This is a genomic window from Rhizobium sp. 57MFTsu3.2 (genome assembly GCF_012932765.1).
GTDB classification, from domain to species: domain Bacteria; phylum Pseudomonadota; class Alphaproteobacteria; order Rhizobiales; family Rhizobiaceae; genus Rhizobium; species Rhizobium altiplani.
In genome coordinates, this window is sequence record NZ_JDWI01000004.1 from 15,307 (window position 1) to 41,141 (window position 25,835).

General features: G+C 61.1%; 29 protein-coding genes. 20 read left to right on the plus strand and 9 right to left on the minus strand.

Annotated features, from left to right (window positions below; translation table 11 throughout):
• Positions 1-189: 189 nt before the first annotated feature.
• From nirK to AF71_RS05905, 4 genes are all read left to right on the plus strand, one after another.
• The gene (gene nirK / locus AF71_RS05885; protein ID WP_062368251.1) at positions 190-1,338 is read left to right on the plus strand and encodes a copper-containing nitrite reductase; all 1,149 of its coding nucleotides are present in this window, start codon (positions 190-192) and stop codon (positions 1,336-1,338) included.
• A 78-nt stretch (positions 1,339-1,416) separates the two neighbouring features.
• Entirely contained in the window at positions 1,417-2,376 is a 960-nt protein-coding gene (locus AF71_RS05890) for an SUMF1/EgtB/PvdO family nonheme iron enzyme (protein WP_169680315.1), read from the plus strand.
• A complete protein-coding gene (locus AF71_RS05895) occupies positions 2,366-3,061 on the plus strand; it encodes a Crp/Fnr family transcriptional regulator (RefSeq protein WP_169680316.1) in 696 nt (231 codons plus the stop codon). Before AF71_RS05890 ends, AF71_RS05895 begins: the two co-directional genes overlap by 11 nt.
• Positions 3,062-3,633: 572 nt before the next feature.
• A complete protein-coding gene (locus AF71_RS05905) occupies positions 3,634-3,804 on the plus strand; it encodes a hypothetical protein (protein WP_156828727.1) in 171 nt (56 codons plus the stop codon).
• A gap of 230 nt (positions 3,805-4,034) precedes the next feature.
• Here AF71_RS05905 and AF71_RS05910 read toward each other — a convergent pair whose 3' ends face one another.
• From AF71_RS05910 to AF71_RS05925, 4 genes are read right to left on the minus strand one after another with little or no spacing between them, the layout of a single operon-like run.
• Positions 4,035-5,408: a 4Fe-4S binding protein gene (locus AF71_RS05910; protein WP_169680318.1), complete on the minus strand. Its 1,374-nt coding sequence runs from the start codon at positions 5,406-5,408 to the stop codon at positions 4,035-4,037.
• Positions 5,405-6,259 (minus strand): FTR1 family protein, encoded by an 855-nt coding sequence (locus AF71_RS05915; protein ID WP_169680319.1) that lies wholly within the window; start codon positions 6,257-6,259, stop codon positions 5,405-5,407. Before AF71_RS05915 ends, AF71_RS05910 begins: the two co-directional genes overlap by 4 nt.
• On the minus strand, positions 6,256-6,591 hold the full coding sequence (locus AF71_RS05920; protein ID WP_169680320.1) for a cupredoxin domain-containing protein: 336 nt from the start codon (positions 6,589-6,591) through the stop codon (positions 6,256-6,258). Before AF71_RS05920 ends, AF71_RS05915 begins: the two co-directional genes overlap by 4 nt.
• Positions 6,591-7,133, minus strand: coding sequence for an iron transporter (locus AF71_RS05925; protein WP_025660787.1), 543 nt, complete (start codon positions 7,131-7,133; stop codon positions 6,591-6,593). The genes AF71_RS05920 and AF71_RS05925 overlap by 1 nt, the downstream gene beginning before the upstream one ends.
• 161 nt (positions 7,134-7,294) lie before the next feature.
• Between AF71_RS05925 and AF71_RS05930 the strand changes: the two genes are divergently transcribed.
• Positions 7,295-7,975: an NnrU family protein gene (locus tag AF71_RS05930; protein ID WP_025660788.1), complete on the plus strand. Its 681-nt coding sequence runs from the start codon at positions 7,295-7,297 to the stop codon at positions 7,973-7,975.
• Here AF71_RS05930 and AF71_RS05935 read toward each other — a convergent pair.
• On the minus strand, positions 7,930-8,565 hold the full coding sequence (locus AF71_RS05935) for a UbiX family flavin prenyltransferase (RefSeq protein ID WP_169680321.1): 636 nt from the start codon (positions 8,563-8,565) through the stop codon (positions 7,930-7,932). The genes AF71_RS05930 and AF71_RS05935 overlap by 46 nt on opposite strands.
• Positions 8,552-10,060 (minus strand): UbiD family decarboxylase, encoded by a 1,509-nt coding sequence (locus AF71_RS05940; protein WP_169680322.1) that lies wholly within the window; start codon positions 10,058-10,060, stop codon positions 8,552-8,554. Before AF71_RS05940 ends, AF71_RS05935 begins: the two co-directional genes overlap by 14 nt.
• Positions 10,061-10,161: 101 nt before the next feature.
• On the opposite strand from AF71_RS05940, the gene AF71_RS05945 reads away from it, so the two are divergent.
• The 6 genes from AF71_RS05945 to AF71_RS05970 all read left to right on the plus strand — a co-directional run bounded on the left by AF71_RS05945 (position 10,162) and on the right by AF71_RS05970 (position 13,710).
• The gene (locus AF71_RS05945; protein ID WP_169680324.1) at positions 10,162-10,668 is read left to right on the plus strand and encodes an SCP2 sterol-binding domain-containing protein; all 507 of its coding nucleotides are present in this window, start codon (positions 10,162-10,164) and stop codon (positions 10,666-10,668) included.
• Positions 10,659-11,636 carry a peptidase U32 family protein gene (locus AF71_RS05950; RefSeq protein ID WP_169680326.1) on the plus strand — a complete coding sequence of 326 codons (978 nt, stop codon included), beginning with the start codon at positions 10,659-10,661 and terminating at the stop codon, positions 11,634-11,636. The genes AF71_RS05945 and AF71_RS05950 overlap by 10 nt, the downstream gene beginning before the upstream one ends.
• A 3-nt stretch (positions 11,637-11,639) precedes the next feature.
• Entirely contained in the window at positions 11,640-12,569 is a 930-nt protein-coding gene (locus tag AF71_RS05955; RefSeq protein WP_169680327.1) for a U32 family peptidase, read from the plus strand.
• Complete coding sequence (locus tag AF71_RS05960; protein WP_169680328.1) at positions 12,566-12,982, plus strand: hypothetical protein; 417 nt, start codon at positions 12,566-12,568, stop codon at positions 12,980-12,982. The genes AF71_RS05955 and AF71_RS05960 overlap by 4 nt, the downstream gene beginning before the upstream one ends.
• Positions 12,979-13,161 (plus strand): hypothetical protein, encoded by a 183-nt coding sequence (locus AF71_RS05965; RefSeq protein ID WP_169680329.1) that lies wholly within the window; start codon positions 12,979-12,981, stop codon positions 13,159-13,161. The genes AF71_RS05960 and AF71_RS05965 overlap by 4 nt, the downstream gene beginning before the upstream one ends.
• Before the next feature lie 192 nt (positions 13,162-13,353).
• A complete protein-coding gene (locus AF71_RS05970; protein ID WP_169680330.1) occupies positions 13,354-13,710 on the plus strand; it encodes a hypothetical protein in 357 nt (118 codons plus the stop codon).
• 85 nt (positions 13,711-13,795) lie between these two features.
• Here the strand turns inward: AF71_RS05970 and AF71_RS05975 are convergent, their stop codons facing one another.
• Positions 13,796-14,008 (minus strand): hypothetical protein, encoded by a 213-nt coding sequence (locus AF71_RS05975; RefSeq protein ID WP_018856187.1) that lies wholly within the window; start codon positions 14,006-14,008, stop codon positions 13,796-13,798.
• A gap of 123 nt (positions 14,009-14,131) precedes the next feature.
• Here AF71_RS05975 and AF71_RS05980 point away from each other — a divergent pair, with 123 nt between their 5' ends.
• The 3 genes from AF71_RS05980 to AF71_RS05990 all read left to right on the plus strand — a co-directional run bounded on the left by AF71_RS05980 (position 14,132) and on the right by AF71_RS05990 (position 15,891).
• A complete protein-coding gene (locus AF71_RS05980; protein WP_169680331.1) occupies positions 14,132-14,695 on the plus strand; it encodes a threonine transporter RhtB in 564 nt (187 codons plus the stop codon).
• A 95-nt stretch (positions 14,696-14,790) separates the two neighbouring features.
• Positions 14,791-15,123 carry a metalloregulator ArsR/SmtB family transcription factor gene (locus tag AF71_RS05985; RefSeq protein WP_169680332.1) on the plus strand — a complete coding sequence of 111 codons (333 nt, stop codon included), beginning with the start codon at positions 14,791-14,793 and terminating at the stop codon, positions 15,121-15,123.
• Between the two features lie 45 nt (positions 15,124-15,168).
• A complete protein-coding gene (locus tag AF71_RS05990; RefSeq protein WP_169680333.1) occupies positions 15,169-15,891 on the plus strand; it encodes a CBS domain-containing protein in 723 nt (240 codons plus the stop codon).
• A gap of 292 nt (positions 15,892-16,183) precedes the next feature.
• Here AF71_RS05990 and hutC read toward each other — a convergent pair whose 3' ends face one another.
• Positions 16,184-16,906, minus strand: a complete 723-nt coding sequence (gene hutC, locus AF71_RS05995) for a histidine utilization repressor (RefSeq protein ID WP_169680335.1) — start codon at positions 16,904-16,906, stop codon at positions 16,184-16,186.
• A gap of 56 nt (positions 16,907-16,962) precedes the next feature.
• Positions 16,963-18,324, minus strand: coding sequence for a formimidoylglutamate deiminase (locus tag AF71_RS06000; protein ID WP_169680337.1), 1,362 nt, complete (start codon positions 18,322-18,324; stop codon positions 16,963-16,965).
• A 121-nt stretch (positions 18,325-18,445) separates the two neighbouring features.
• Here AF71_RS06000 and hutI point away from each other — a divergent pair, with 121 nt between their 5' ends.
• From hutI to tauA, 6 genes are all read left to right on the plus strand, one after another.
• A complete protein-coding gene (hutI, locus tag AF71_RS06005; protein WP_169680338.1) occupies positions 18,446-19,708 on the plus strand; it encodes an imidazolonepropionase in 1,263 nt (420 codons plus the stop codon).
• Complete coding sequence (gene hutH, locus AF71_RS06010) at positions 19,705-21,240, plus strand: histidine ammonia-lyase (protein ID WP_169680339.1); 1,536 nt, start codon at positions 19,705-19,707, stop codon at positions 21,238-21,240. Before hutI ends, hutH begins: the two co-directional genes overlap by 4 nt.
• Before the next feature lies 1 nt (position 21,241).
• Positions 21,242-22,042, plus strand: coding sequence for an N-formylglutamate deformylase (gene hutG / locus AF71_RS06015; protein WP_169680340.1), 801 nt, complete (start codon positions 21,242-21,244; stop codon positions 22,040-22,042).
• A 26-nt stretch (positions 22,043-22,068) separates the two neighbouring features.
• On the plus strand, positions 22,069-23,757 hold the full coding sequence (hutU, locus tag AF71_RS06020) for a urocanate hydratase (RefSeq protein ID WP_018856178.1): 1,689 nt from the start codon (positions 22,069-22,071) through the stop codon (positions 23,755-23,757).
• Positions 23,758-23,944: 187 nt separating this feature from the next.
• A complete protein-coding gene (locus AF71_RS06025; protein ID WP_169680341.1) occupies positions 23,945-24,583 on the plus strand; it encodes a HutD family protein in 639 nt (212 codons plus the stop codon).
• 210 nt (positions 24,584-24,793) lie between these two features.
• Positions 24,794-25,807 (plus strand): taurine ABC transporter substrate-binding protein, encoded by a 1,014-nt coding sequence (tauA, locus tag AF71_RS06030; protein WP_169680342.1) that lies wholly within the window; start codon positions 24,794-24,796, stop codon positions 25,805-25,807.
• Positions 25,808-25,835 lie beyond the last annotated feature (28 nt).

Here is a 25,835-nt window from a genome sequence, read left to right on the forward strand (position 1 = left end):
CAAATTGACGGCCAAGCAATGCCAAGTTTTGGAGCGCAGGTCGTTGATATTACGCAAATAGGGACAGTACAACTTTGCGCTGCCACAAATAGCAAATTTGCGCCAAGTCAAAGAGTTTGACCGCCTTTTCTCTACTCTCCTTGTCGACAGGGCGGGGTTCGCTCGCTCTTCGACCACAGGAGTTGGGAAATGACAAATACTATGCAAATGACCCGGCGCACCATGCTGACCGGCGCCGCTGTCGCAGGGGCGCTTACACCCATCATCGTCGCGAGCACCGCTGCCCATGCCGACGATCATGCCGCCCCCGCGGAACTCAAGGGTGCCAAGAAGGTCGACCTGTCGAAGCTGGCTCGTGAAAAGGTCGAACTCGTAAAGCCGCCGTTTGTGCACGCTCACGATCAGAAGGCCAAGGGTGGCCCAAAGATCAAGGAATTCACGCTTACCATCGAAGAAAAGAAGATGGTGCTGGACAAGGACGGCACGGAAGTGAACGCCATGACGTTCAACGGCTCGGTCCCCGGCCCGCTGATGGTTGTCCACCAGGATGACTATGTCGAGCTGACGCTCGTCAATCCCGAAACCAACACGATGCAGCATAACATCGACTTCCACGCCGCGACCGGCGGCCTTGGGGGTGGCGCTCTGACCGTCGTGAACCCCGGTGAAAGCACCGTCCTGCGCTTCAAAGCCACGAAGGCAGGCGTCTTCGTCTACCACTGCGCTCCTCCCGGAATGGTGCCTTGGCACGTGACATCGGGGATGAACGGGGCAATCATGGTGCTGCCGCGTGAAGGCCTGACAGACGGTCACGGAAAGCCGCTCGTCTATGACAAGGTCTATTATGTTGGCGAACAGGACTTCTACATCCCTCGGGATGAAACCGGGAAATTCAAGAAATACGAAAGCCCCGGCGAGGCCTACGAGGACACCGTTGCGGTGATGAAGACCCTTACGCCGACCCATATCGTCTTCAACGGCGCGGTCGGTGCACTGACTGGCGACAACGCGATGACCGCCAAGGTCGGCGAAACGGTCCTGATCATTCATTCGCAGGCCAACCGTGACACGCGTCCGCATCTCATCGGTGGCCATGGCGAATACGTCTGGGCGACCGGCAAGTTCGCCAACGTGCCCGACATCGACCAGGAGACCTGGTTCATTCCGGGCGGTACCGCAGGCGCTGCGATTTACACCTTCGCTCAGCCTGGCATCTACGCCTACGTGAACCACAACCTGATCGAGGCGTTCGAGCTTGGTGCGGCGGCCCACTTCAAGGTCACGGGGGACTGGAACGACGATCTCATGACGTCGGTCAAGAGCCCGCAAGCAAGTTGACCATTGGCGGGGGAGGTGCGCGGACGGGGGTGGTCCGCGCACCGTTTTTTATAAGGAGGCGCTACTCGCGAAAAGACCATGAACAGGCACGCTGAGACTGGATCGGTTTCAGGCATTTCGATCGCTATTCCACTCGCTCTTCTGGCCGCGCTCTCCGGAGCGGTTGCCGTGAAGGCGGGTTTTGCTTCGTCCAGTCAACACGACGGTGGAGTTACCGCTCCGGAAGTGGTCACCATACAGCCTCATTCTTTCGAGTATCGCGAGGCGACCGAATACTTTCGCAAGGGGCTTGCCGTCGACGCGCCAAAGCACGACGCGAAGGTCCGCCTCCCGCTCGACGTCATGAAGTTTCAGACGAGCCGCGCAGAATATCAGCGCTGCGTGCTGGACGGCGCGTGTGCACCGGCCGAATATGAAGGCCAGGCCGGGCCTGACCTGCCGGTCACAGGGGTGAGCTACGACGATGCAGTGCAGTACGCGGCATGGCTATCGCAGCAGACAGGCGAGAACTGGCGCCTGCCGAGCGACTTTGAACTTGCATACGCCGCAGCCGACCGCTTTCCTGACGATGCGCTCGGCATCGACGCCGACGACACGAACCCGGCGACACGTTGGCTTGCCGATTACGAGCGCGAGGCCCGCCGCGCGGCGTCGACCAACCCCAAGCCGCAGCCGAGAGGTTCGTTCGGCATCAGCACGACCGGCCTTGTCGACTTCGCGGGCAATATCTGGGAATGGACCTCCACGTGCAACAGGCGCGTCGATCTAGACAAGACAGCAGAGACGGAGACACTGGATCCAGCCGGCTGCGGCATTATAATAGCTTCTGGTAAGCACAGGTCGCCGATGAGCAGCTTCGTTCGAAATCCCAAGGGCGGGGGCTGCGCAGTCGGAGCGCCGCCCGACAATCTCGGTTTCCGGCTCGTCCGCCGTCCCACGTTTTTCCAGAGCGTGGTGGCGTTCGCCCGCAGGGCCGCAACGGACGCTCTTGGCCCCCATATCAGCGCCCAGACGGAGCAGAACGAAAATGAAGGTTGATCGCACAGTAGTGAAGTCCCTGCCGCTCTTCGAGCGGATGACGGACACCGACCTCGACACGATGCTCGAGCACGCTGTGCCGCGTCGCATCGCCCAAGGAGATACCGTTTTCGAGCAAGGGGCACAGGCGAAGTCGTTCTTCCTGCTGCTGCATGGGCGGCTCAAGGTGACGCAGGTGACGCAGGACGGCCAGCAGATCATTGTCCGGATGGTACACCCCGGCGACTTGTTCGGTTTCGCCATGGCGTTTCGCAGGACCGACTACCCAGGCACGGCCCGTGCCGCGGCCGAGAGCTTGATCCTCGGATGGCCGACGGACATGTGGGGACGCTTCGTCGAACAGAACCCACGCCTGGCGATGACTGCGATGCAGACCATCGGCCAGCGGCTTGAAGAGGCCCACGTCAGAATTCGCGAGATGTCGACGGAGGAAGTTGAAAAGCGCGTCGCGCACGCCGTGCTCCGCCTGTCCAAGCAGGCGGGAAAGGCCGACGGTGTTGGCATCCGGATCGACTTCCCGATATCGCGGCAGGATATCGCGGAGATGACTGGAACGACCCTTCACACGGTCTCACGCATCCTCAGCGCGTGGGAATCAAAGGGTATCGTCGAGGGCGGGCGGCAGAAACTCACCGTCACCGATCCGCAGCGCCTTCTGAAACTGGCCGACGGCGAACGCGAGTAGACCGCCATGGCCGTGATGTTGGACAACGGCATACGGCTGCTTCTTTTGGCCGCTGGGCGCCATCCCTTCCGGGTTACGATCGCCGAGACCGCCGAGGCTTTCGGGGCGTCACACCCACACCTTGCGAAGGCAGCGAACCTTCTGGTTCGTCGCGGTTTTTTGGCGAGCCGGCGCGGCAAGAGAGGAGGCCTTTTCCTTGCGCGGTCGCCAGAGACGATCTGCCTTGCGGAGGTTGCCGCAGCGCTCGTTTCCTGCGAGGCCAGGTCGGATGCGCTGGACACTCTCCAAGGATGGCGGACGATAGAGCAAGGAGCTGCCCTCGCCTATAAAGGTCATCTGGCCAGACATACGCTCGCTGACCTCCTTGAACCCGCCAATTCCAGGTAGCTCCCCCTTACACCTTTGAAGCGCTGCGGCATGCGGGATGTCTTCGCCAGGGGCGCGTGCGTCGATATTCGCCTTCCGTTTCCTGATAACTTTGATGGAGGTCAAAGTGCGCTCTTGCCTGCTTCGCTAGGCTTCGTGCAGGCACTGAATCAATTGCTCGCTCAAGCGGGTTCAACGGAAAAGAAATGAAAAGAACCATGAGACCCCAGCAGAAGCCGTTCGTCGTAGAGATCAAGAAGCGCAGAGCTCCCCGTGCAGCCGGAGCCGAACACAAGCCCGACCTTGATGCGCGCACCGGCAAGGTCGACACGGACAAGCTTTGCCGGCTGGTCTTCGGTCGTCTGCAGCGTTCCTGAGACAGGCTGATGCCTTGTGCGCGGCCGGCGATTTTTCCAAACCTTCCGGGCACTCAGAAATCCTTCCGCACCAGCGGTTTTTCATCTCGATAGTGTTTTGCGATGGAGAGCTTTGATCGGTCGCAATCGATGGTCACCGCATCTGATTGGTTTGCGTCGCCGACGGCTGAATGATGCCCTCTTCCCACAAGAGGTGTCCTTGTCAACAGGCCAGCAACCCTGGAGCGTCGCTAGCTGAACGCCGCCCAGCCGACTGCAAAGGTCAACGTCGGAAGCGCCAAGAGGCACGTCGCCAGGAGCCGCCGGCCGAAACACCGGTCGTACAGACCAGTGATCTGATAGCAAAGTGCGACAGACCAGACGGCGGCCGCCAGAACCAGCGCGCTTCTTAGATCGTCGGCGATGGGCAACATGATCCCGTCCATCCGCAGCTGCGATATCGTCAGCGACAGAAGGCCCGTGAACAACGAAGCGGAAGCAAGGGGAATAAGGGATTGTGCGAGGTGATGCATCGGGCGGACGCGATTGCGAAGGATCCAGGCGCTCGCTGCCAGAGGGAACCCAAAAGCGAGGGTCGCCAAGGCAGCTGACAATGCGAGAAGCGCAAGCAGGGACACGGCGTCGACGACCGTCATGATATCGCTGGCTGCAGGGTAGTCGGTCAACAGCCACCATGGCAGCCGTAACGAAAGCGGCCACATCAGCTGTGCGTCGAGGCAGGCTTCCACCAGCCACTGGCGTATGGCCAGAAACCAGTCGCTGCCCGACCAGGTGAGCGCTGCCGGGACGAGACCAAGCATGACCGGGAGCAACATCGCAGTCTCCCATCCGGTCGCCATCCGGCCGGATCCTCGCACGATGTCGATCGCCGGCTTTCGCCACGCCAGCCGGATCGCGCCCCTATGTCCGGAACAACGGCCGCACATGTGACAGGCGGCAGCGCCCTGCATGGTCTTGATGGGGACCAGGGGCGCACAGTTCACGGCGTCGGGTCGGCCGCCTGGCGCGTGGCGCCAGCTCGCGGGATCCACCCTGAAATGGAGGGGCGCTATCTTCGACACGATGCCGAATATGCCGCTGACAGGACACAGGAACCGGCACCACACTCTCTTGGCCTTGCCATATCGAGCGCCAACGGCGATTGCTGCGAATGTCGAGCCGCCGAGCAGAAGTGCGGCCGGCTTGGGATACTGATAAATGCTCGTAAGCTGACCGTACACTGTGGTGGAAATGAACGACAGGACCGGCCAACCCGACCACTTCATCCAGCCAGGAATCGCCCTCCCCGCGCCCCGTTCACTGGCAAACTCCGAAAGCGCGCCTTCCGGGCAGAGTATCCCGCACCAGAACCTGCCGACGAGCGCCGTTGCGAGGATCACAAACGGCCACCAGAGGCCCCAGAACACAAATTGAGCAAAGCGCGTCAGGTTCGTCCATATGAAATCGGTACTCGCAGGAAGGGGCAGGACGACGGGCACGGCCAGAAGCGCCGCATAGCCTGCCACGATCCCCCATTGAAGGCGCCGGATGAACACCTGCCGCCGCAGGAGAAGATCGCCAAAGCCGCCAAGAAGCGCCTGCGCGCCAATCTGGATGGCGGTCATGCAGGAGCCTTCTCTCTAAGCGGCGGCATGTAAGCCAGAGAGGCGGTGAGCCAGTAGGCGCCGATGCCCAGAAGAGGAAGAAGTTCTGGACGGGCCCGATAGCCTGCGAGCCCGGCGAGGAAGGCGCCGGCCCCCCTGCCATCGTCGAGAAGCCAGCTCAGGTCCCATAGCGGTGCGGTCAAGGGCGTCAGGATGCCAAGGGAAATCGACTTGTCGATGACGGTCATGGCCAGGCCGCTGCCGAGGATGATGAGGAGCGCCTGACTGATCCGCGACAACACCTTCTTGGATGCCATCGCCGCACCGGCCCTAAACGCCCAGAACGTTCCCGCGGCCAGCACCAGACCAACTGCTCCCGACACGACGACAATGCCGGTCTGCCACCCTTCGGACGCAGAGAGCATTCCATAGAGAAAAATGACTGTTTCGGCTCCTTCCCGGGCTACGGCAAGCGCCGCCAGGGAAGCGAGACCCAGCCAGTTGCCAGCCCGTACATGCCCGAGCGCCTCATTGCGCAGTCCCCCGGTATCGCCCTGTTCCATCCGGCGCATCCAGAACACCATTCTCAGCATGAGGACTGAGGCCAGCGACGCCATGATCATCTGGAGTATTTCCTCAGCATCCCCGTCGAGCAGTGCGGAGGCCCGGCTCATGATCAGCGCCAGGGCGGCGGCGAACAGGATGCCAGAGGCAACCCCCGCGGCAATCCATCCGACGGCTGTTCTTTGAGCGGAAGGCCCCTCCCGCAACGACCAGGTCAAAAGGATTCCGACGACGAGCAAGGCTTCAAATGTTTCCCGCCAGACCACGGATGCGATCTCGAAGGACTGCAGATAAAGGTTCGCGCTCATTTGGCGATCATGCTCGCCGGTGGCATGTCGAGGTGAAAGTCGTCGAAGAAGGCATAGGTTCCGACATCCAACGAGCGAAACACGAGAAAGCTTGAGGCGCCCGGAGCGAGCACCTTTTCCTTGCGCAGCGGAATGCTTTCGAATTCGACCGGCGTCGAGCCGTCGTTGTGAAGCTCAAGCTTGAAACGCGTGTTGGCTGGCACCTCGATGACGGACGGCGAGATCATCCCATTGCTGAAGTGAATCTGGATGACCGGATCGTCGCCCTGCGCAAGGGCGGGCGTGACCGCGAGGCAGACCGAGAGCCCCGAAACGAGTGTTCGCAGCCACATCAGTAGCCGCCCTTCTTTCCGACGCCGGCAAACACGAATTCATATTTCAGGGTAAATGCTTCAGGCCACGCGGCCACTCCGGTCTCCTTGTCGACATGCCGACCGAACGACATCATGCCGTGACCGCCGGGGTGCACGGTGAGTTCAAGCGCATAGCGGCCCGGCCCTGAGAGCTTGACGTTGTCGCCGTAGTGCGGCCCGTCGCTTGCGACCATCGCCTCAAGGGCACCCCCCTGTTCGGCGCCGTTGTCCAGGTTCTTCACCCTGTATTCGACATGAAGACCCGGCACCCAGTCGCCCTCGGCAAAGCCATTCGCGTTCTCGGCCGTGGCGTGTATGTCGGCTTCCAGATGAACATCGGATTCGGCCGTTGCAAGCATCATTCCCGGAGGATCCATTTCGACCGGCTGAAGATAGACGGCTGCCACTTCCATCCCACTCGCGAGCTGCGGCGCTCCGATCGGATATTCCGCGGCGCGCACAGCAAAAGGCATGGCGGCGAGAAGAACAGGCGCGAGGCAAAGGCAGGTAGCTCGAAGCATTGTGTGTGATCCGTAAAAGGTGACTGAACGGCTCACCTTTATCAGCGCAATTGCCCCGCTCTTTGCGCTGGCGCAAAGATGAGGACTTCGCAAGGCTGATTTGACATTCCTCAACGCCCGTTGGTGCAGATCGTGCCATCGACAAGAAAAAGGAGGCGAGCGTGACCGAGTTTCTAGCCGCGTTTGTGGTGTTTCTGGCGCTTCATTCGATCCCCGCTACACCAGCGGTTCGAGCAGGCATCATCAGTCGGATTGGCAGGCGGACCTACTTCGTCGCCTATTCAGCAGCCTCACTGCTGGCCCTGGCCTGGCTCTTTGCCGCTGCGCTGAAACTTGACTACGTGCCTTTGTGGGACCTGCAGCCCTGGCATGCGGCGATCACGTTTGTCCTGGCCCCCCTGGGCGGCTTCCTGGTGATTGCAGGACTTATTAGTCCCAATCCCCTTTCGATCACCGTCCGGTCATCGGAAAGACCTGGCGCCGTGGTTGGCATCACCCGCCATCCGGTACTCCTCGGGTTCGCGATCTGGGCAGCGGGACACATCATCGCCAATGGCGATCTGCGGTCCATTCTGTTGTTCGGCGGTTTCGCGCTCTTTGCCATCGGCGCCATACCGATGATCGAGAAGCGGGCAAAGCGGCGGCTTGGATCACGGTGGGAGAGCCTGGCTGCGCCGACCTCGATCCTGCCTTTCCGGGCGTTTCTGGCTGGAAGGCGACCCGCCTTCGACGTGCCCTTGGTCGCCTCCATTCTCCTGACCGGTATCCTTGTTGGCTGGCTCTTGTTTGGCGGCGGTCATGCCCTGCTTTTCGGCGCCGACCCTTTTGCAATATTCGGCTGATCGAATAACGCCTCGCCAAGCCAGGCGCGCGATTGATGCGGGACAGGAAGTCCAAGCAGATCGACTGCCCGACGAGCGAGGTGGTCTACCACGTCCTGGATGGACTCGGGCCGATTGTAGAATGCCGGCACGGGCGGCATGACGATCGCTCCCATTTCCGTGACGGTGACCATGTTGCGAAGGTGTCCGAGGTGCAACGGCGTCTCGCGGGTGAGCAGGACCAGCCTGCGCCTTTCCTTCAGTTGAACATCCGCCGCCCGAGAAATCAGGTTTTGAGACAACCCCGTGGAGATCGCTGCCAGCGTCTTCATGGAGCAGGGTGCAACAATCATGCCCGTGACCGGAAACGAACCACTCGCGATAGCCGATCCAATGTCGTTGTTGTCATATGTCCTATGTGCCTTGAGCAGCATGCGCCCGTGGGCTTCAGCCCCAACTTCGTGAGCGAGTGTCCGGCAGCCACTGTCGGAAACAACGAGATGCACCCTCACATTCAGCGAGACCAGCAAATCGAGCGCGGCGACGCCAAGCGCTGCGCCTGACGCTCCTGTCACTGCAAGCACGACATCCTTGTGTTCAGATACCCGCATCACGTCGCAGCCTTTCCCATGTTTGCGCGGCCTTTTCCTCAAGGTTTTCGGGCATCTCCAGCACTCGACCCCATTCCCTTTCGGTCTCAGCGCCGATCTTGTTGGTGGCGTCCAAGCCCAACTTGGCGCCGAGCCCGGACTTCGGAGACGCGAAGTCGAGGTAGTCGATTGGCGTGTTTTCCAGCACCACCAGGTCCCGCGAGGCATCGAACCGGGTTGCGACCGCCCACATGATCTCCTCCCACTTCCTGACGCTGATATCCGGATCGACGACGATGATGAGCTTCGTATAGTTGAACTGCGGGAGCATCGACCACAGCCCCATCATGATGCGGCGTGCCTGACCCGGATAGCGCTTGTCGATCGAAACGACGACTGCCCGGTAGGAGCAAGCTTCCGGCGGAAGCCACAGATCCCTGATCTCCGGAAACTGGCGCTTCACGATCGGGATGAAAAGCTCGGTCATCGCCTCGCCCAGCCGTGATGGTTCGTCTGGCGGGCGCCCGGTATACGTCGAGAGATACACCGGCGAGCGCCGCGTGGTTATCGCACTCAACCTGACGACTGGAAACGGTTCCACGCAGTTGTAGTACCCGGTATGATCTCCATAGGGTCCCTCAGGGGCCGTTTCCTCAGCGGAAACGTAGCCTTCGAGAATTATTTCGGCATTTGAAGGGACCGCAAGCGGGACGGTGAGCGCGCTCGAGACCTCGGTTCTCGATCCGCGCAGAAGGCCGGCGAAGTTCAGTTCGCTCATGCCTTCGGGGAGTGGAATGACGCCGGCGAGGAGCGTCGCCGGATCGGCCCCGATCACAACGGCGATCGGCATATCCAGACCCTTGCGCTGCCACAGCCGGAAATGCTTCGCGCCACCACGATGGGCCAGCCACCGAACGATCAGCGACGAGCGGTCGCGGACCTGCATCCGGTATATGCCCACGTTCACGTCCCTGGGGTCGTCGGGATTGCATGTAATCACCAGCGGCCAGGTCACGAGAGGCGCCGGCTCGCCTGGCCAGCACCATTGTACCGGAAACTGCCCGAGATCGATCTGCGGTCCCTTGTAGACGACCTCCTGCGAGGCAGCCGCCCTGCGCAAGCGAGGTCGCATGCTGCCCACCGCCTTGAGCATTGGCAGCTTGCTCCATGCATCGGCGAGCGACACGGGTGGTGTCGGCCGCTGAAGCTCGGCCAGGTCATTCGCGAGACCCGTCAATCCCGCTTTGCCGACGCCAAAGCCGAGCTCGATCCGCTGCCTTGTACCGAACAGATTTACAACGACGGGTATCGGGGAGAACCGTCCGTCGGCGTGTACTGGTTTTTTGATGAGGAGGGCGGGGCCACCCTCGGAAAGCACTTTCTGGTGCAGGGCGGTCAGTTCATGCACGAGCGACACGGGCTCCTCCACGACAAGCAGCAGCCGTCGCTGCTGCAGATCGAAAAGGAAGGACTGCAGGTCGCCATGCCGTTTGGCTTTTGGTTCTTCATTACGCATGACGCTGAAATCGACGAGGAAACCGTCCTTGTCTTTGTCTCAGATCAAACAGAGCCTCGCCAAGAAAAACTAGGATGGCTTGTTCAATCTGAGAGGCCGTAATGCTCGCCCCATCTCGCCTGATGGCGACCGCCCGCATCATTCCATTGCCGATCGTCGGGCGCATCGCCGACTTCCTGCTCAAGGAGGTTCTTTCAATTCATCCGAAGCTCTTCGACCGGCTCGGTGAGTACAGCCAGTCCCGCTTTGCATTCGTGCCGTCGGACTTCCCGTTTTCATTCCTGATTTGCCCAAAAGATCGCACTGTCCAAGCCTTTCGTCGCGGTACCCACATGGCCGCTGACACCACCATCTGCGGACCGCTGGTCCTGATGCTGGCCCTTGCCGAGGGCAGGATTGACGGCGACGCCATATTCTTCGCCAGAAAGCTCACTGTCACCGGTGACATGGAGGCGGTGCTGGCACTTCGAAACGCCCTTGATGACAATGAAATAGACCTCGTTGACGCCGTCGGGAGATTGTCGGGCCCGATGACCCGTTCCATCACCGGAGCCCTCGGTTCGGTCCGTCGGCAAGCGCTGAAGGCGCATGGTGTCCAATGGAACTGATCTGCCCTGCAGGAACCCCTGCATCGTTTCGCGAGGCCGTCGATGCGGGGGCTGATGCCGTCTACTGCGGCTTTCGCGACGAGACAAACGCGCGCAACTTCCCGGGTTTGAACTTTGATGTCGCCGAGCTTCGTGATGCAATCGGCTACGCACGCGAGCGAAAGGTGAAGACGTTTGTCGCTCTCAACACTTTCATGACCGCCGGCAAGGAAGATCTCTGGTACCGCAGGGCAAGGGAAGCGTCGGAAGCGGGCGCCGACGCCCTCATCGTTGCAGACTTCGGATTGATGGCGCATGTCGCGGAACATCACCCGGCACAGCGCCTCCACATCTCCGTTCAGGCGTCTGCCTCCAATCCCGAGGCCCTTTCATATCTGGTCGACTGTTTCGGTGCTGCCCGCATCGTGCTGCCGCGAACCCTCACCATCCAGGACATCGCCCGCATTGCACGAAGCATAAACTGCGAATTGGAGGTTTTCGTCTTTGGCGGATTGTGCGTCATGGCAGAGGGGCGCTGCTCGCTGTCCTCCTACGCGACCGGCAAGTCGCCAAATATGAACGGCGTATGCTCGCCAGCCAGCCACGTACGCTACCGGCAGGCCGGCGGCGATCTGGTGTCTGAACTGGGTGGCTTCACCATAAACCGGTTTTCCGAAGAAGAACCCGCTGGCTATCCGACGCTGTGCAAGGGTCGCTTCGCAGTCGGACAAAGCGCGACCTACGCTTTCGAGGATCCGGTGTCGCTGGACGTCATGGACCAGCTCGACGAACTTCGGGCGGCCGGCGTCAAGGCATTGAAGGTCGAAGGCCGTCAACGCGGCAAGGCCTACATCTCGGAGGTCGTTTCCACGCTTCGCGCCACGCTGAAGGCGGCGCCCGCGGACCGCCCGGTCCTCATGTCACGCCTTCGCAAACTCAGCGAGGGACAACAGACGACAAAGGGCGCCTATGAGAAGCGTTGGAGGTAGTCGATGAAATATCCCTTGAAGCTTACCTTGGGGCCGCTCCTCTATCTTTGGCCGACAGAGCGCTGGCGCGACTTCTATTTCGCAATCGCCGACCAGTCGCCTGTCGACGTCGTGGTGCTTGGCGAGACCGTCTGTTCCAAGCGGTTGCATTTCATGGAACCCGAGTTTGTGGCTGTCGTTGAACGCCTGGAGGCGGCGGGAAAGGAAGTCCGTCTCTCCACGCTCGCCCTTGTAACCCTCGATCGTGAATCGAAATATCAGAGATCAGTTGCAGCCGATGAAGGTCACCTGGTCGAAGCCAACGATCTTTCCGCCCTTCAGATGCTGAAGGGCCGGCGTCACACCGTCGGACCCTTCGTCAATGTCTATAATGGACCGTCGGCCAAGCTTCTCGCACGAAACGGCGCGGCCAGCATCTGCCTGCCCCCGGAGCTGCCGGCAGCGTCGGTCGCCGAGATCACGCGATCCTGCCCCGGATGTGATTTCGAGCTCTTCGCGTTCGGCCGCTTACCCCTCGCCATCTCGGCGCGCTGCGCGCATGCCCGATCCAAGGGAAAGACCAAGGACAATTGTCAGTTCGTTTGCCAGGAAGATCCCGACGGCCTTTCCGTAGGCACGCTTTCAAACCAGCCGTTTCTCGCCTTGAACGGCGTACAGACGGTCTCCCACTCCTGCCAGGCGCTCCTGGAAGGGCCGGAGGAGTGGGACGCACTGGGCGTCAGCTCACTGCGCCTCTCGCCGCAGGATTGCGACATGGTTGCCGTGTCCGCGCTCTATCGAAAGATGCTCGACGGTCACCTCGAGCCGGCGGAGACGGGCTCAAGAATACGAAGCATCTATCCCGACGTCCCGTTGTCGAACGGATTTCATCACGGGCGCGCCGGTGCGGAATGGATCGCAAGACAAAGGAACACAGAAGGAGCGAGCAGATGACAGGGAAGCAATTGCGAAGCGGCAGTCTCGCCGATAATCATATTCTTGCAGCGGTTCGCCAGATCAAGGCTTTCGCGAAAAATCCGGCGCTCGATTGCGGCTGCTCCACGGTTGTGGGCCAGGTCCTGGTCAGCCTGGTGCCGAAACAGCGCGCTGCAGTCGTCCAGGAGCTCTTTCTGTCTGCCATGCGACAACGGGACAAAGTGTCGACCCTTATGGAACTTCTGAAGGAACTCGACCAGTTCGGACCGGCAACAGAGATCGGGGAGGTTGAGGAGGCGGCGTTGATCTTCGACGACCTGGCCCAGCAGGCGCGGTTGGGATCGCAGCTCCTGAGAGCCTTCGCCTTCAATCGAAACGACATACTCGCTCCATCAACCAAGCATGTTGAGGTGCAGGAGGCCTTGTCGTGAATTCCGAACGGAGCTGGCAGAGACATATCGACGCTCTGGAGTTCGTCAGCCTTTGGGGAGCGTCTGGCGGCGAGCATCGGGCCGTGCTGGAGGCGTTCCTTTTCCATTCCCGCGGGTGGTTCTCGAAAGATCCGGGTGACCTGCAGGACCGGCTTTGCAGGGAACGCTCCGGTGAATAGCCTTCATTCCAGTTCGCGTTCATCGAGTGCGAGTTCGAGCCGGCTTCACGAAGGTATTTGGGCCCGGCAGGTATGATGTCACGGTTTGACCCAGATCAAGGTTTTGGGAGAGCGCATCGCTCATCTTCGCAGAACTTCGGCAAGGGATCGTCGTCAGCCGTGCTTTTGGTGCGCGGCAAGGAGGGAGCAAGTTTGCGGTATACGGTAGTCGCTGCGTGGCTGGACAGAAAGGAGAAATCCGGACGCATCGTTTTGCAGGCAGCCGGTCGTTCACGGACGATCGTTGTCACGCGACGTGCGCTCCTCAATGTCGACACCCCTCCCCGCGCCACGGAGGAACGTCTCCTTCAACATCTTGATAGTTTCTGTGAGATGGCGCTCGCCTTCATCGGCGATCGCCAGGACGACTGCGAGACGCTCCTTGTCACAGCGACCGACGTTCGCAACCGCAGAAAAGCAGAACCGGTTCCGGAGCCGCTGTGGACCTGGCAAGACCAGTGGGGCTCCTGGAAACAGAAAGGCGGTCGTTCTCGGCTCGGGTTGGTCTGAGCGGCAGGATCGCCCTGGTCGTCAATATCGCGCCGCTCGGCGCTCATGCCTTCGGCTTTGCGCATTTGCGCCGGACTTTCGGCGTTCAAGGTTCATCAAGCCACAGCGCCGTCGCCAGGTAACCGGCAGCGATCGTGCTGCCGAACAGATAGACAAACATGCCCTGGGCGACATAATAGTCGGGCACTTCAATACCTGCGCCCCAGGAGCCGACCCTCCAGATAGCCAATCCAGCCACGGATCCGATTGCGAATCCGGCCGAAAGGCGGGTAAGCAGAAACCAGATCAAGTGAGGCATCGCGGTACCTCCATCCATGTCCCAGCATAACACGTCGTGTGGCGACAAGTTCTCCCAAAATGATCAATGTCAATGTGGCCGACGTCGCATCGTGCGAGCAGCGAGTTTCACAGGATACGGACCATGAATGACCTCAGCTTTGCACTTGGTGCTTTCACACTTCTGATACTGCCGGGACCGACCAACGCATTGCTCGTCATGGCGTCGCACGGCCTATCTCGCATTGGCTTGCTTGAGGTGCTCGCCGCTGTTGTCTTCGCTTACCTTGCGATCATAATTCCCGTTTCAAGCGTCGCTGGTCCTTTCCTGCACGCTCACCCTCTCGCGCTGCAAGTCGTGAAGGCCATCTCCGCCGTCTGGGTGCTCTATCTTGCATTCAAGCTTTGGGGGCGCAGTACCGTCGCCTCGACGGAATTTGCGGGTCCCCGGCACGTGTTCGTGACGACATTGCTCAATCCGAAGGCAATAATAATCGGATTGACGATCGTTCCCTCCGCACAGGATGGACTTGCGCTCAGCACGATGATGGCGTTCGTCGCCGTGGCACTCTCGACTTCCCTGATTTGGCTTGCCGCCGGCAGGCTGGTGATCGGCGAAAGCGATCACATGCCCTTGATCGCCAGGCGTTGCGGTTCAGCAGCCTTGATGATCTTCTCCATCGTTTTGACGGCGAGTGCTCTTCGCTAGGAGACGAGCCGTCTTTCCCCAGCAATTTGCGCTGGCTCAATGAAGGGATCCGGGAGGTCGCTACTATTCGCTCCGTTCATACCGGAGGAAATGCGATGCTCGGCGACGACGGCGAACTCGCTGCATATTTCTCGGCGCTCGCGAATGCCCATCGCCTGGCCGTGTTGAGAACACTCGCCGAGGGCGAAATCTGCGTCAGGGAACTCGCGCTCCGCATCGGTCTGGGCCGGTCTGCCCTGTCGCAGCACCTGAACATCCTTCGACGGCATCAGCTGGTCAAGCAGCGTCGTGAAGCGCAGACGACCTACTATTCTCTGTCTGGCAGCAGAAGCGACAAGGCGCTCCTGCTCGTTAACACCATTCTTTTTCCGTATGGGGTCCAGTTGTCGATGTTCGGGTTCTCGGACGTCACGCGGGATGGCGTGTAGGCATTTGTAGAACCGGTTCCCGTTTGCGCCCTGGAGGTGCCTGAAATGCGCGTAAGTCAAATCATGACAGAAGGCGTCATCACGATCACTGAGCGGGCGACCGTGATCGATGCTGCAGAACTGATGCTCTACCATCGCATTAGTGGCCTTCCGGTGCTTGATGCGCGGGGCGGCCTGGTGGGCATGCTGAGCCAAAGCGACCTGGTGCGGAGGACGGAGGCGCAGACCGAGACGCGCCGTTCATGGTGGCTGCAACTCTTGACGGGTCAAGACTGCCTTGCCGCCGAATATGTGGCCTTGCGCGAACGGCGCGTTGGTGAAGTCATGTCGCGTCCGCTTGTGACCGTCTCTCCTTATGCGACGCTGACCGAGGCAGCAGAATTGATGGAGCAGACAAGTGTAAAGCGGCTGCCGGTGGTTGTGGGGGACAGCCTCGTCGGCATCATTGCCAGAAAGGACTTCCTCAAGCCGCTTCGACAATCGCGATCGGTCTTGGTCTTTCCGATTGATGACAGGACGATCCTATCGAACGTCGAGGCGGAATTGCAGACCAGGGAATGGGCTCGATGTGGACAGATCCGCGTCAGCGTCAATGCCGGCATTGTCGTGTTGAGAGGGACGGTTCCCGACGAACGGGTGCGGGCGGCCGTAAGAGTGGCGGCGGAGAATGTCGCCGGCGTGCAGGACGTTCGGGACGAACTCACCTGGATCGATCAGAGCTTCAGGATTTTGGCGCCGTCACCAACCGTCGAAGAGAGGCTGAACTGAACGCGCCTCAACCGGCGGCTTGACCGTTGCGGAAAGCCGCATGGCCGGCCCCGACCCGATGACGGGAGAGGCAAAAGTGCTGACGCCAATATGCATTGCGGCAGTCTTGCCGGCGATGGCGAGCTTGCTGCGGCATGCGAGACATCAACCTTCTGCAGTTTGAGACGTTTTGCGTCACGTTCGGTTGCGTTCACTGGCGAGCCACGAAACTCGGGTAGGAGACTTGCGCTTCGAGGAACCAGGTGTCTTGCTGACAAGGCCGTCTGACAGCGCCGTCTGACAAGGCCGTTCGCTATTGCGACGCCGGGGTGAAGCGCGCTACCAGTGCGTGCCGGTCGCCGGGATAGGTGAAGCGCACGTGAGTGACTGGCCCGACATTGCTCCAGGTGCGGCGTTCGACGACCAGACAGGCAGTGTTGCGCGGGATGTCCAGGGCGACAGCCTCGTCCGCGCCGGCCGATACGGCATGGATGCGGTGCTCGGCGCTACTCCATGGGATCTGATTGATCAGCCAGGCGCCGGGTGCCATCTCGGAAAAATCGGCGTCGGCTGCCTCGGGTACGGTCGACAGACTGATTAGCCTTTCCTCGAGGCAGAATGGCCGTCCGCCCGCGTGATGAATGCAGGCCACGTCGACAACGGAAGAGCCCGGCATGACGTCCAGGCGTCCGATGTCCTCGGCCCTGGCCTTGCGTTGCACGCGCTTTGAGACCGTGAAGGCATAGGCGAGATTCAATGACTTGACCTCGGCGCCGATGTCGTGGATCTCGAGGACGGCCGATTGTGCCTGCGGCTGTGTGACGAAGCTGCCGGACTTTTTCCGACGCTCGATGAGGCCCGCCTTGGCGAGCTGGGTCAGCGCCTTGTTCACGGTCATGCGCGAACAGTCATATTGCTTGGTGAGATCCACTTCGAACGGGATGCGGTGACCCGGTGGCCATTCGCCCGAGACGATGCGGCCTTCGATGTCACTCACGATCCGCTGATGCAAGGTGATGTCCTTGCTTTGGTTCATCGTCACGCTCCGGTTATACCTCCCGCTCTAATGTGAATGTCGGGACCTGGAAAGCCCTATGCTGAAAGAAGCTCGCCCATCGCCTTCAGGAACCGGCGATTGATTGCCTCGCGCGCTACGTGGCGGCCGCCTTCCACCTGCTTGCGGCCGAGCGCCCAGACACTGTCGACCGCGACACCGCCGGCAAAAATCCAATGATCGAGCAACTGGTCGCCTGAAAGGTAGGGCACGGCCGTCGTGTCGAGCGAGATGAGATCGGCGTGATGACCGACGGCAATTCCCCCAGGGGCCTTCAGGGCGGCGCCGCCGCCGGTTATTGCATGATCGAACAGGCTGCGCGCCGTCGAGCCGCCGGGTGCAGCCACCACATTGCGGGCCCTCAACGCCAGACGCTCTGAGTATTCAAGCTGGCGCAGTTCGCCGGAAAGCGAGATCGCCACGTTGGAATCGGAGCCGACGCCGAGACGTCCGCCTTCTTCGATGAAGAGCGGTGCCTCGAAGGTGCCATCGCCGAGGTTGGCCTCGGTAATCGGGCAAAGGCCGGCGATCGCGCCGCTACGGGCCATGCCACGGGTTTCCTCGTCGCTCATGTGCGTCGCGTGGATCAGGCACCAGCGATCATCGACGGGTTGGTTGGCAAGCAGCCATTCGACGGGCCGGGCGCCCGACCAGGCAATGCAATCCTCGACTTCCTTGACCTGCTCGGCAATGTGGATGTGGATCGGGCCGTTACCGGCAAGCGGGACGACCGTGGCCAGTTCCTCGGGCGTGGCGGCGCGCAGGCTATGTGGGGCAAGGCCGAGCTCGGCACCTTGAAGCCCGCTCGTCACCTTGCGGCAGCCGTCCATCAGGGCGGCAAAACTGTCCAGCGAATTGATGAAGCGCCGTTGACCCTCGATCGGTGCGGCGCCGCCGAAGCCAGAATGGGCATAGAATACGGGAAGCAGCGTCAGGGCGATACCGCTGACATTTGCCGCCGCCCCGATGCGCTCGGCCAGCTCGGCAATGTTGGCGTAGGGTGTGCCGTTCTTGTCGTGGTGCAGATAGTGGAATTCGCCGACCCGGGAAAAGCCGGCCTCCAGCATCTCCATGTAGAGCTGGGCGGCAACGGCTTCGACATGTTCGGGCGTCATCGACAATGCGAACTTGTACATGACCGTGCGCCAGCTCCAGAAGCTGTCATTGGCTGGTCCCCGCACTTCGGCAAGGCCGGCCATGGCGCGCTGGAAAGCGTGGCTGTGGAGATTGCCCATCGCGGGCACAAGCGTGTCGTGACGATCATCGGCTGGCGTCGGAGCGACGTTGGCTTCGATGGTCGCAATCAGGCCGTCCTCGATCGTCACGCGCACGTCCTTGCGCCACCCCTGCGGCAGAAGTGCCGCGCTCGCATGAAGTCTGGTCGCCACCGTCTGAGCCATAACGCTTTTTCTCCTCTTTGGCGCCGCGCATCTTTCTTTTCCATGGAGGCGCACAAAATTTCACTTGTCATCGGTTTATTATGTATATACATGTTTCCGCATAAGGAAAGGCGCAAAGCTGATGAATGGGAACAAATTTTCAAGCCATGAGTCATCCGGCGACGTCCGTCCGCATCTGTGGCGGAATGTGCGCCTGGCAACACTCGACCCGCAAAAGCAGGGCCTCGGCATCGTCGACAAAGGCGCCCTCGTCACCGAGGGTGGGCGCATAAGCTACGTCGGCTCCGAGGCCGAACTGCCGGTTGCCGCGATCGAGCGCGCCGAGATCACGGATCTCGAGGGCCGCTGGATTACACCGGGCCTCGTCGACTGCCACACCCACATCGTCTTTGGCGGCAACCGCGCCCGCGAGTTCGAGATGCGCCTCGAAGGTGCGACCTATGAAGAGATTGCGCGCGCCGGAGGCGGCATCGTCTCTTCCGTCAAGGCAACAAATGCGCTCTCGGTCGATGGCCTCGTCAAGGCGGCGCTTCCCCGCTTGGATACGCTGATCCGCGAGGGGCTGACGACGATCGAAGTCAAGTCCGGCTATGGGCTGAACGTCGATGGCGAGCTGAAGATGTTGCGCGCTGCCCGCCAGCTTGAGCGCCTTCGCCCGGTGCGCGTCGTCACGTCCTATCTCGGCGCTCATGCAACGCCGATCGAGTACAGGGGGCGCAACAGCGACTACATTGCCGAGGTCGTCCTCCCAGGCCTCGAATACGCCCATGCCGAGGGCTTGGTCGATGCGGTCGACGGGTTCTGCGAGGGCATCGCCTTTTCCACCGCCGAGATCGCCCGGGTCTTCGACAAGGCAGAGGCACTCGGTCTGCCAGTCAAGTTGCATGCCGAACAATTGTCCAATCTTGGCGGCGCCAAGCTCGCCGCCTCCCATGGTGCGCTCTCTGCCGACCACCTCGAATATCTCGATGCCGAGGGTGCTGCCGCCATGGCTGCGGCCGGTACGGTCGCCGTTCTCTTGCCTGGCGCTTTCTACGCCATCAACGAAAAGCAGAAGCCGCCCGTTCAGGCGCTGCGCGACGCCGGCACCCGTATTGCCATTGCGACCGACTGCAATCCCGGCACCTCGCCGCTCACCTCGCTGCTTCTGACGATGAATATGTCAGCCACGCTCTTCGGCCTGACTGTCGAAGAGTGCATTGCGGGGGCGACCCGTGAGGGTGCACGCGCCCTTGGGCTTCTGGGCGAGACAGGAACGCTCGAGACCGGCAAGTCCGCGGACTTTGCGATCTGGGACGTCGAAAGCCTCGCGGAGCTCGTTTACCGCATCGGCTTCAACCCGCTTCATGCACATGTTTTCAAGGGCGAAAGGATCGACCGTTGACCATTACCCTTCATCCAGGCTCCGTTTCGCTCAGGGATCTGGAGACGATCTACTGGACCGGTGAACCGGCGAGGCTCGACGCATCTTTTGATGCCGGTATCGCCAAGGCCGCTGCCCGCATTGCAGAGATCGCGGCCGGCAATGCACCGGTCTATGGCATCAATACCGGCTTCGGCAAACTTGCTTCGATCAAGATCGACAGTGCTGACGTGGCGACGCTCCAGCGCAATCTTATCCTGTCCCACTGCTGCGGCGTCGGCGCGCCATTGCCCGAAAACATCGTTCGCCTGATCATGGCCTTGAAGCTCGTTTCGCTCGGTCGCGGCGCCTCCGGCGTCCGGCTCGAACTGGTGCGGCTGATCGAAGGCATGCTCGAAAAAGGCGTCATCCCGGTCATCCCGGAAAAGGGTTCCGTGGGCGCTTCGGGCGACCTTGCGCCGCTGGCCCACCTGGCCGCCGTGATGATGGGCGAAGCCGAAGCCTTCCTTGCGGGTGAACGCCTGTCCGGCGCGGCCGCCCTTGCGAAGGCTGGCTTGAAGCCCGTTGTGCTGGCGGCCAAGGAAGGCCTTGCGCTCATCAACGGCACGCAGACCTCGACGGCATTGGCGCTTGCCGGTCTCTTCCGGGCTCACCGCGCAGCTCAGGCAGCACTGATTACCGGTGCCATGTCGACCGATGCGGCGATGGGCTCGTCCGCGCCTTTCCATCCCGATATTCACACGCTACGCGGCCACAGGGGCCAGATCGACACGGCCGCGGCACTTCGCGCGCTCCTCGAAAGCTCCGTCATCCGCCAGAGCCATATTGAGGGCGACGAGCGTGTGCAGGATCCCTACTGCATTCGTTGCCAGCCGCAGGTCGACGGTGCCTGCCTGGATCTTCTGCGCTCGGTCGCGCGCACACTGGAGATCGAGGCAAATGCCGTCACTGACAACCCGCTGGTGCTTTCGGACAACTCGGTTGTCTCGGGCGGCAATTTCCATGCCGAGCCGGTTGCCTTTTCAGCCGACCAGATCGCCCTCGCCATCTGCGAAATCGGCGCGATCGCGCAGCGGCGCATCGCCTTGCTGGTCGATCCCGCGCTTTCCTATGGACTGCCGGCCTTCCTGGCAAAGAAGCCGGGCCTCAACTCAGGCCTGATGATCGCCGAGGTAACGTCGGCAGCGCTGATGTCGGAAAACAAGCAGATGTCGCACCCGGCCTCCGTCGATTCGACGCCGACATCCGCCAACCAGGAAGATCACGTTTCGATGGCCTGCCATGGCGCGCGTCGTCTGCTCCAGATGACCGACAACCTCTTCAGCATTATCGGCATCGAGGCATTGACCGCAGCACAGGGCGTGGAATTTCGTGCGCCGCTCACGACAAGCCCCGAACTGCAGAAGGCGATCGCCACCATCCGCAGCGTGGTACCGACGCTGGAGCTCGATCGCTACATGGCGAACGATCTGAAGGCGGCGGGCGACCTCGTCGCGACAGGCGCGCTCAATGCATCAGTCTCAAGCGGCATCCTGCCGGCTCTGGAGGTCTGAGATGGCTGTCGTCGACGTCAAACAGGGTTCCTCACCCATTATTCTGGGTTTTCCGCACACCGGCACTGACGTGCCCGCCGGGATCTGGGAGCGTCTGAATGATAACGGCAGGATTCTTGCCGATACCGACTGGCACATCCACGACCTCTATGACGGCCTGCTTGCCGATGCGACGACGGTGCGCGCGACGTTCCATCGCTACGTCATTGACGCCAACCGAGATCCGGCAGGCGTCAGCCTCTATCCCGGCCAAAACACCACCGGCCTGGTTCCTGAAACGGACTTCGACGGCAAGGCGATCTGGAAGGATGGACGGGCACCTGATGAAGCCGACATTGCGGCGCGGCTCAGGGACTTTCATGCTCCCTATCACGCAGCCCTTGCCGCCGAGGTCGAGCGTGTGAGAGCAATTCATGGCGTGGCGATCCTCTATGATTGCCACTCGATCCGCTCGCATATTCCTTTCCTTTTCGAAGGCAAGCTGCCGGATTTCAACATCGGCACCGATATGGGCAAGACCTGCGATGGGGCCATCGAACAGGCGACGCTCACGGTCGTCGAGGCGGCCGAAGGCTATGACTGCGTGCTCAACGGCCGCTTCAAGGGTGGGTGGACGACACGGCACTACGGCCAGCCTGAAACCGGCGTGCACGCCATCCAGATGGAACTGGCGCAATCGACGCATCTTGAGACCGAGGCGCCGCCGTTTGCCTACGACGCTGCCAAGGCAGAGCGCCTTCGCGTCCACCTCAAAGACATTCTGGTGCGTATCGAACAGATCGCGCCGGGCCTGAAACGATAACGATCACTCGACAGGGGGAACCCCACATGACCTCAAATCCACGTCACAACATTCGCGAGATCCGCGCACCGCGCGGCAGTGAACTCAACGCCAAGAGCTGGATGACCGAAGCGCCGCTGCGCATGCTGATGAACAACCTCGACCCTGACGTCGCGGAAAATCCAAACGAGCTGGTGGTTTATGGCGGCATCGGCCGCGCAGCCCGCACCTGGGACGATTTCGACCGTATCGCAGCGACCCTGAAAACTTTGAACGAGGATGAAACGCTCCTCGTGCAGTCCGGCAAGCCAGTCGCCGTGTTCCGCACGCATAAGGATGCCCCCCGCGTGTTGATTGCCAACTCGAACCTCGTGCCGCACTGGGCGACGTGGGATCACTTCAACGAGCTGGATAAAAAGGGCCTTGCCATGTACGGCCAGATGACAGCCGGCTCATGGATCTATATCGGCACGCAAGGCATTGTGCAGGGAACCTACGAGACCTTCGTCGAGGCCGGCCGCCAGCACTACGATGGCAACCTCAAGGGCAAATGGATCCTGACCGGCGGTCTTGGTGGCATGGGTGGCGCACAGCCGCTCGCAGCCGTGATGGCGGGCGCCTGCTGCCTGGCCGTCGAATGTGACGAGACGCGCATCGATTTCCGTCTGCGTACACGCTACGTCGACGAGAAGGCGAAGACACTCGATGAGGCCCTGGCGCTGATCGACAAGTGGACGAAGGCCGGCGAAGCAAAGTCGGTCGGACTGCTCGGCAACGCTGCCGAAATCTTCCCGGAACTCGTTCGCCGCATGAAGGCCGGTGGCCCTCGCCCCGATATCGTGACCGATCAGACATCCGCGCACGATCCGCGCAACGGCTACCTGCCAGCCGGCTGGACTGTCGAGGAAGCCAAGGCCAAGCGCGAGAGCGATCCGAAGGCTGTCGAAGTGGCTGCGCGCGCTTCGATGAAGGTCCACGTCGAAGCGATGGTTGCCTTCTGGGATGCTGGCGTTCCGACGCTCGATTACGGCAACAACATTCGTCAGGTTGCCAAGGACGAGGGCCTGGAAAACGCCTTCGCCTTCCCGGGCTTCGTGCCTGCCTATATTCGCCCGCTGTTTTGCCGCGGCATCGGTCCCTTCCGCTGGGCAGCCCTGTCGGGCGATCCTGAAGATATCTACAAGACCGACGCCAAGGTGAAGGAGCTTCTGCCTGACAACAAGCATCTGCACAACTGGCTGGACATGGCCCGCGATCGCATCGCTTTCCAGGGATTGCCGGCACGCATTTGCTGGGTCGGTCTCGGCGATCGCCATCGTCTCGGCCTTGCGTTTAACGAGATGGTCAGGAACGGCGAGTTGAAAGCACCCGTTGTCATCGGCCGCGACCACCTCGACTCCGGCTCCGTCGCTTCACCGAACCGCGAGACGGAAGCGATGAAGGACGGCTCGGATGCTGTCTCCGACTGGCCGCTTTTGAATGCGCTCCTGAACACTGCGTCGGGTGCGACCTGGGTGTCGCTCCATCACGGTGGCGGCGTCGGCATGGGCTTCTCGCAGCACTCCGGCATGGTCATCTGCGCCGACGGCACTGATGAGGCGGCGCGCAGACTTGAGCGTGTTCTCTGGAACGACCCGGCAACCGGCGTCATGCGCCATGCCGACGCGGGCTACGAGATCGCGATCGAGTGCGCCAAGGAACAGGGCCTGCGCCTGCCCGCGATCCTCGGAAACTAAGCCTCACATCAGTCGAACAAGGCCGCCGCATCGTGCGACGGTCTTGTCGACGATGAGAAGGATCAATGCCTGCGAAAAGCCTGTGCCATGAGGAGTGGATCGAAGGCATCTCCCTAAATAGGGGGAAAGCTTTCCACTGTCGCTCAGTTCCAGCCGGTGACAGGGAGTTCACAATGATGGAGCAAAAATGACCCGCGCCACCGTCCTCAGAGCCAGCAATTATCGCCGCATGCCGTGGAAGAACGGCGGCGGCGAGACAGTTGAGGTCGCCGTCTCGCCCGAGGGGGCGGCCCTTTCTGATTTCGACTGGCGCGTCAGCATGGCAACGGTCGCGACCGATGGCCCCTTCTCGATCTTTCCCGGCATCGACCGGACGCTTTCGATTATCGACGGCAACGGCATGCAGCTCGCCATCGATGGGGATGATCCGCTGTTGCTGACGCAGGACAGCGCGCCCCTTGCCTTTGCCGCCGATGTCGCTGTCACTGCAGCGCTTGCCGAGGGACCCATCACGGACCTGAACGTCATGACGCGTCGCGACGGATTGCGCCACCGGGTCGAGAGGGTTGATATCGATTCCAGGGTCACCTTTCAGCCCGCCGCGCCGACGTGGCTTCTCCTGTGTCATCGGGGCGCGCTCACCGTTGAATGGAGTGGTCAAAGCGTGGATCTTGGCCCAGGCGATACGCTTCTGCTCGAGCAGGCCGGGGCTGTCGAGTTTCTGCTCGAGCAACCCGGGGGTGTCGAGCTTCTGCTAGCACAACCCGGGGATGTCGAGGTGAGCGGCAGAGCGCGCTGCTTCCTGATCCTTATCGATCCGGTCTGACGCCATTTCCCAATTATGGTGCCGATCGAGGTCCTCAGAAGGCCGAGGCGCGAATGTTTGCGCCTCAACTCAATCAAAAAACAATATTGTTCTTATATTCTATAAAATAGATAGTTTTGCCTGTGTCCGCTGAAGCATCCGCCCTACGGTTCTAAGCGTCGAAACAAGTTCAGGCGCTGAAGCTGACGCTCAGCCGCAAGGGGGCGAAACATGAATATCAGGACATTATTGGCGGCGATCACACTCGGTTCCGCGAGCCTGCTGGCAACATTTACGGTACAGGCAGCCGACAAGAAGGTCGTGGTGGCCTATCAGACGGATGCGCTGCCATCGTCGGTCGCAATCGCCAATGGCGAATTTGCGAAGGCAACCGGCTACGACATCGATTTCCGCAAGTTCAACTCCGGGGCTGAAATCTTCGCGGCCATCGCTTCGGGCGATGTGCAGGTCGGCTACGTCGGCTCGAGCCCGTTCGCAGCTGCGACCTCGCGCGGACTGGAGGTCAAGGCCTTCTACCTTTCCTCGATCTCCGGCATCGACGAGGCGCTGGTTGTTCGCAACGGTTCGGGCATTGCGTCTCTGTCCGACCTCAAGGGCAAGAAGCTCGCTGCCGCGCCGGTATCGACCGACCACTATCAGCTTCTTGCGTTGATCAAATCTCTCGGACTGACGGAAAAGGATGTTCAGGTCTTTGCAATTCCGCAGCCCGAGATCGTCGCCAGCTACAACCGCGGCGACATTGACGGTGGCTTTGTCTGGGATCCGGCGCTGACCGAGCTGAAAAAGAACGGCAAGGTGCTTGTCACCTCCAAGGATGTCGCCGACAAGGGCGCGCCAACTTTCTCCGCATGGGTTTCCGCATCGAAGTTCGCCGATGAGAACCCGGCGTTCCTGAAGGGCTTCGCCAGCGTGGTCAACAAGTACTACGCCTCCTTCGCGGCAGACAAGAAGGCCTGGGACGCCGACAGCGAAAATGCCAAGCTGCTTGCCAAGACACTTGGTGGCACACCCGAGCAGCAGGCTGCCGCACTGAAGAACCTCACGCTGCTGACCCCTGAGGTGCAGGCGTCCGAGGCCTGGCTCGGTGGCGGCGAAAAGTCGGGCGCTGCCAAGATCCTCAAGGACACGGCCGCCTTCCTGAAGGATCAGGGCAAGGTGAGCGAGGTGCTGCCGAGCTACGCGGCTTTTGTCACGCCGGATGCACTTGTCAACGCAAGTAACTGAAATAACGAACAATCCTCCCATCCTGGTA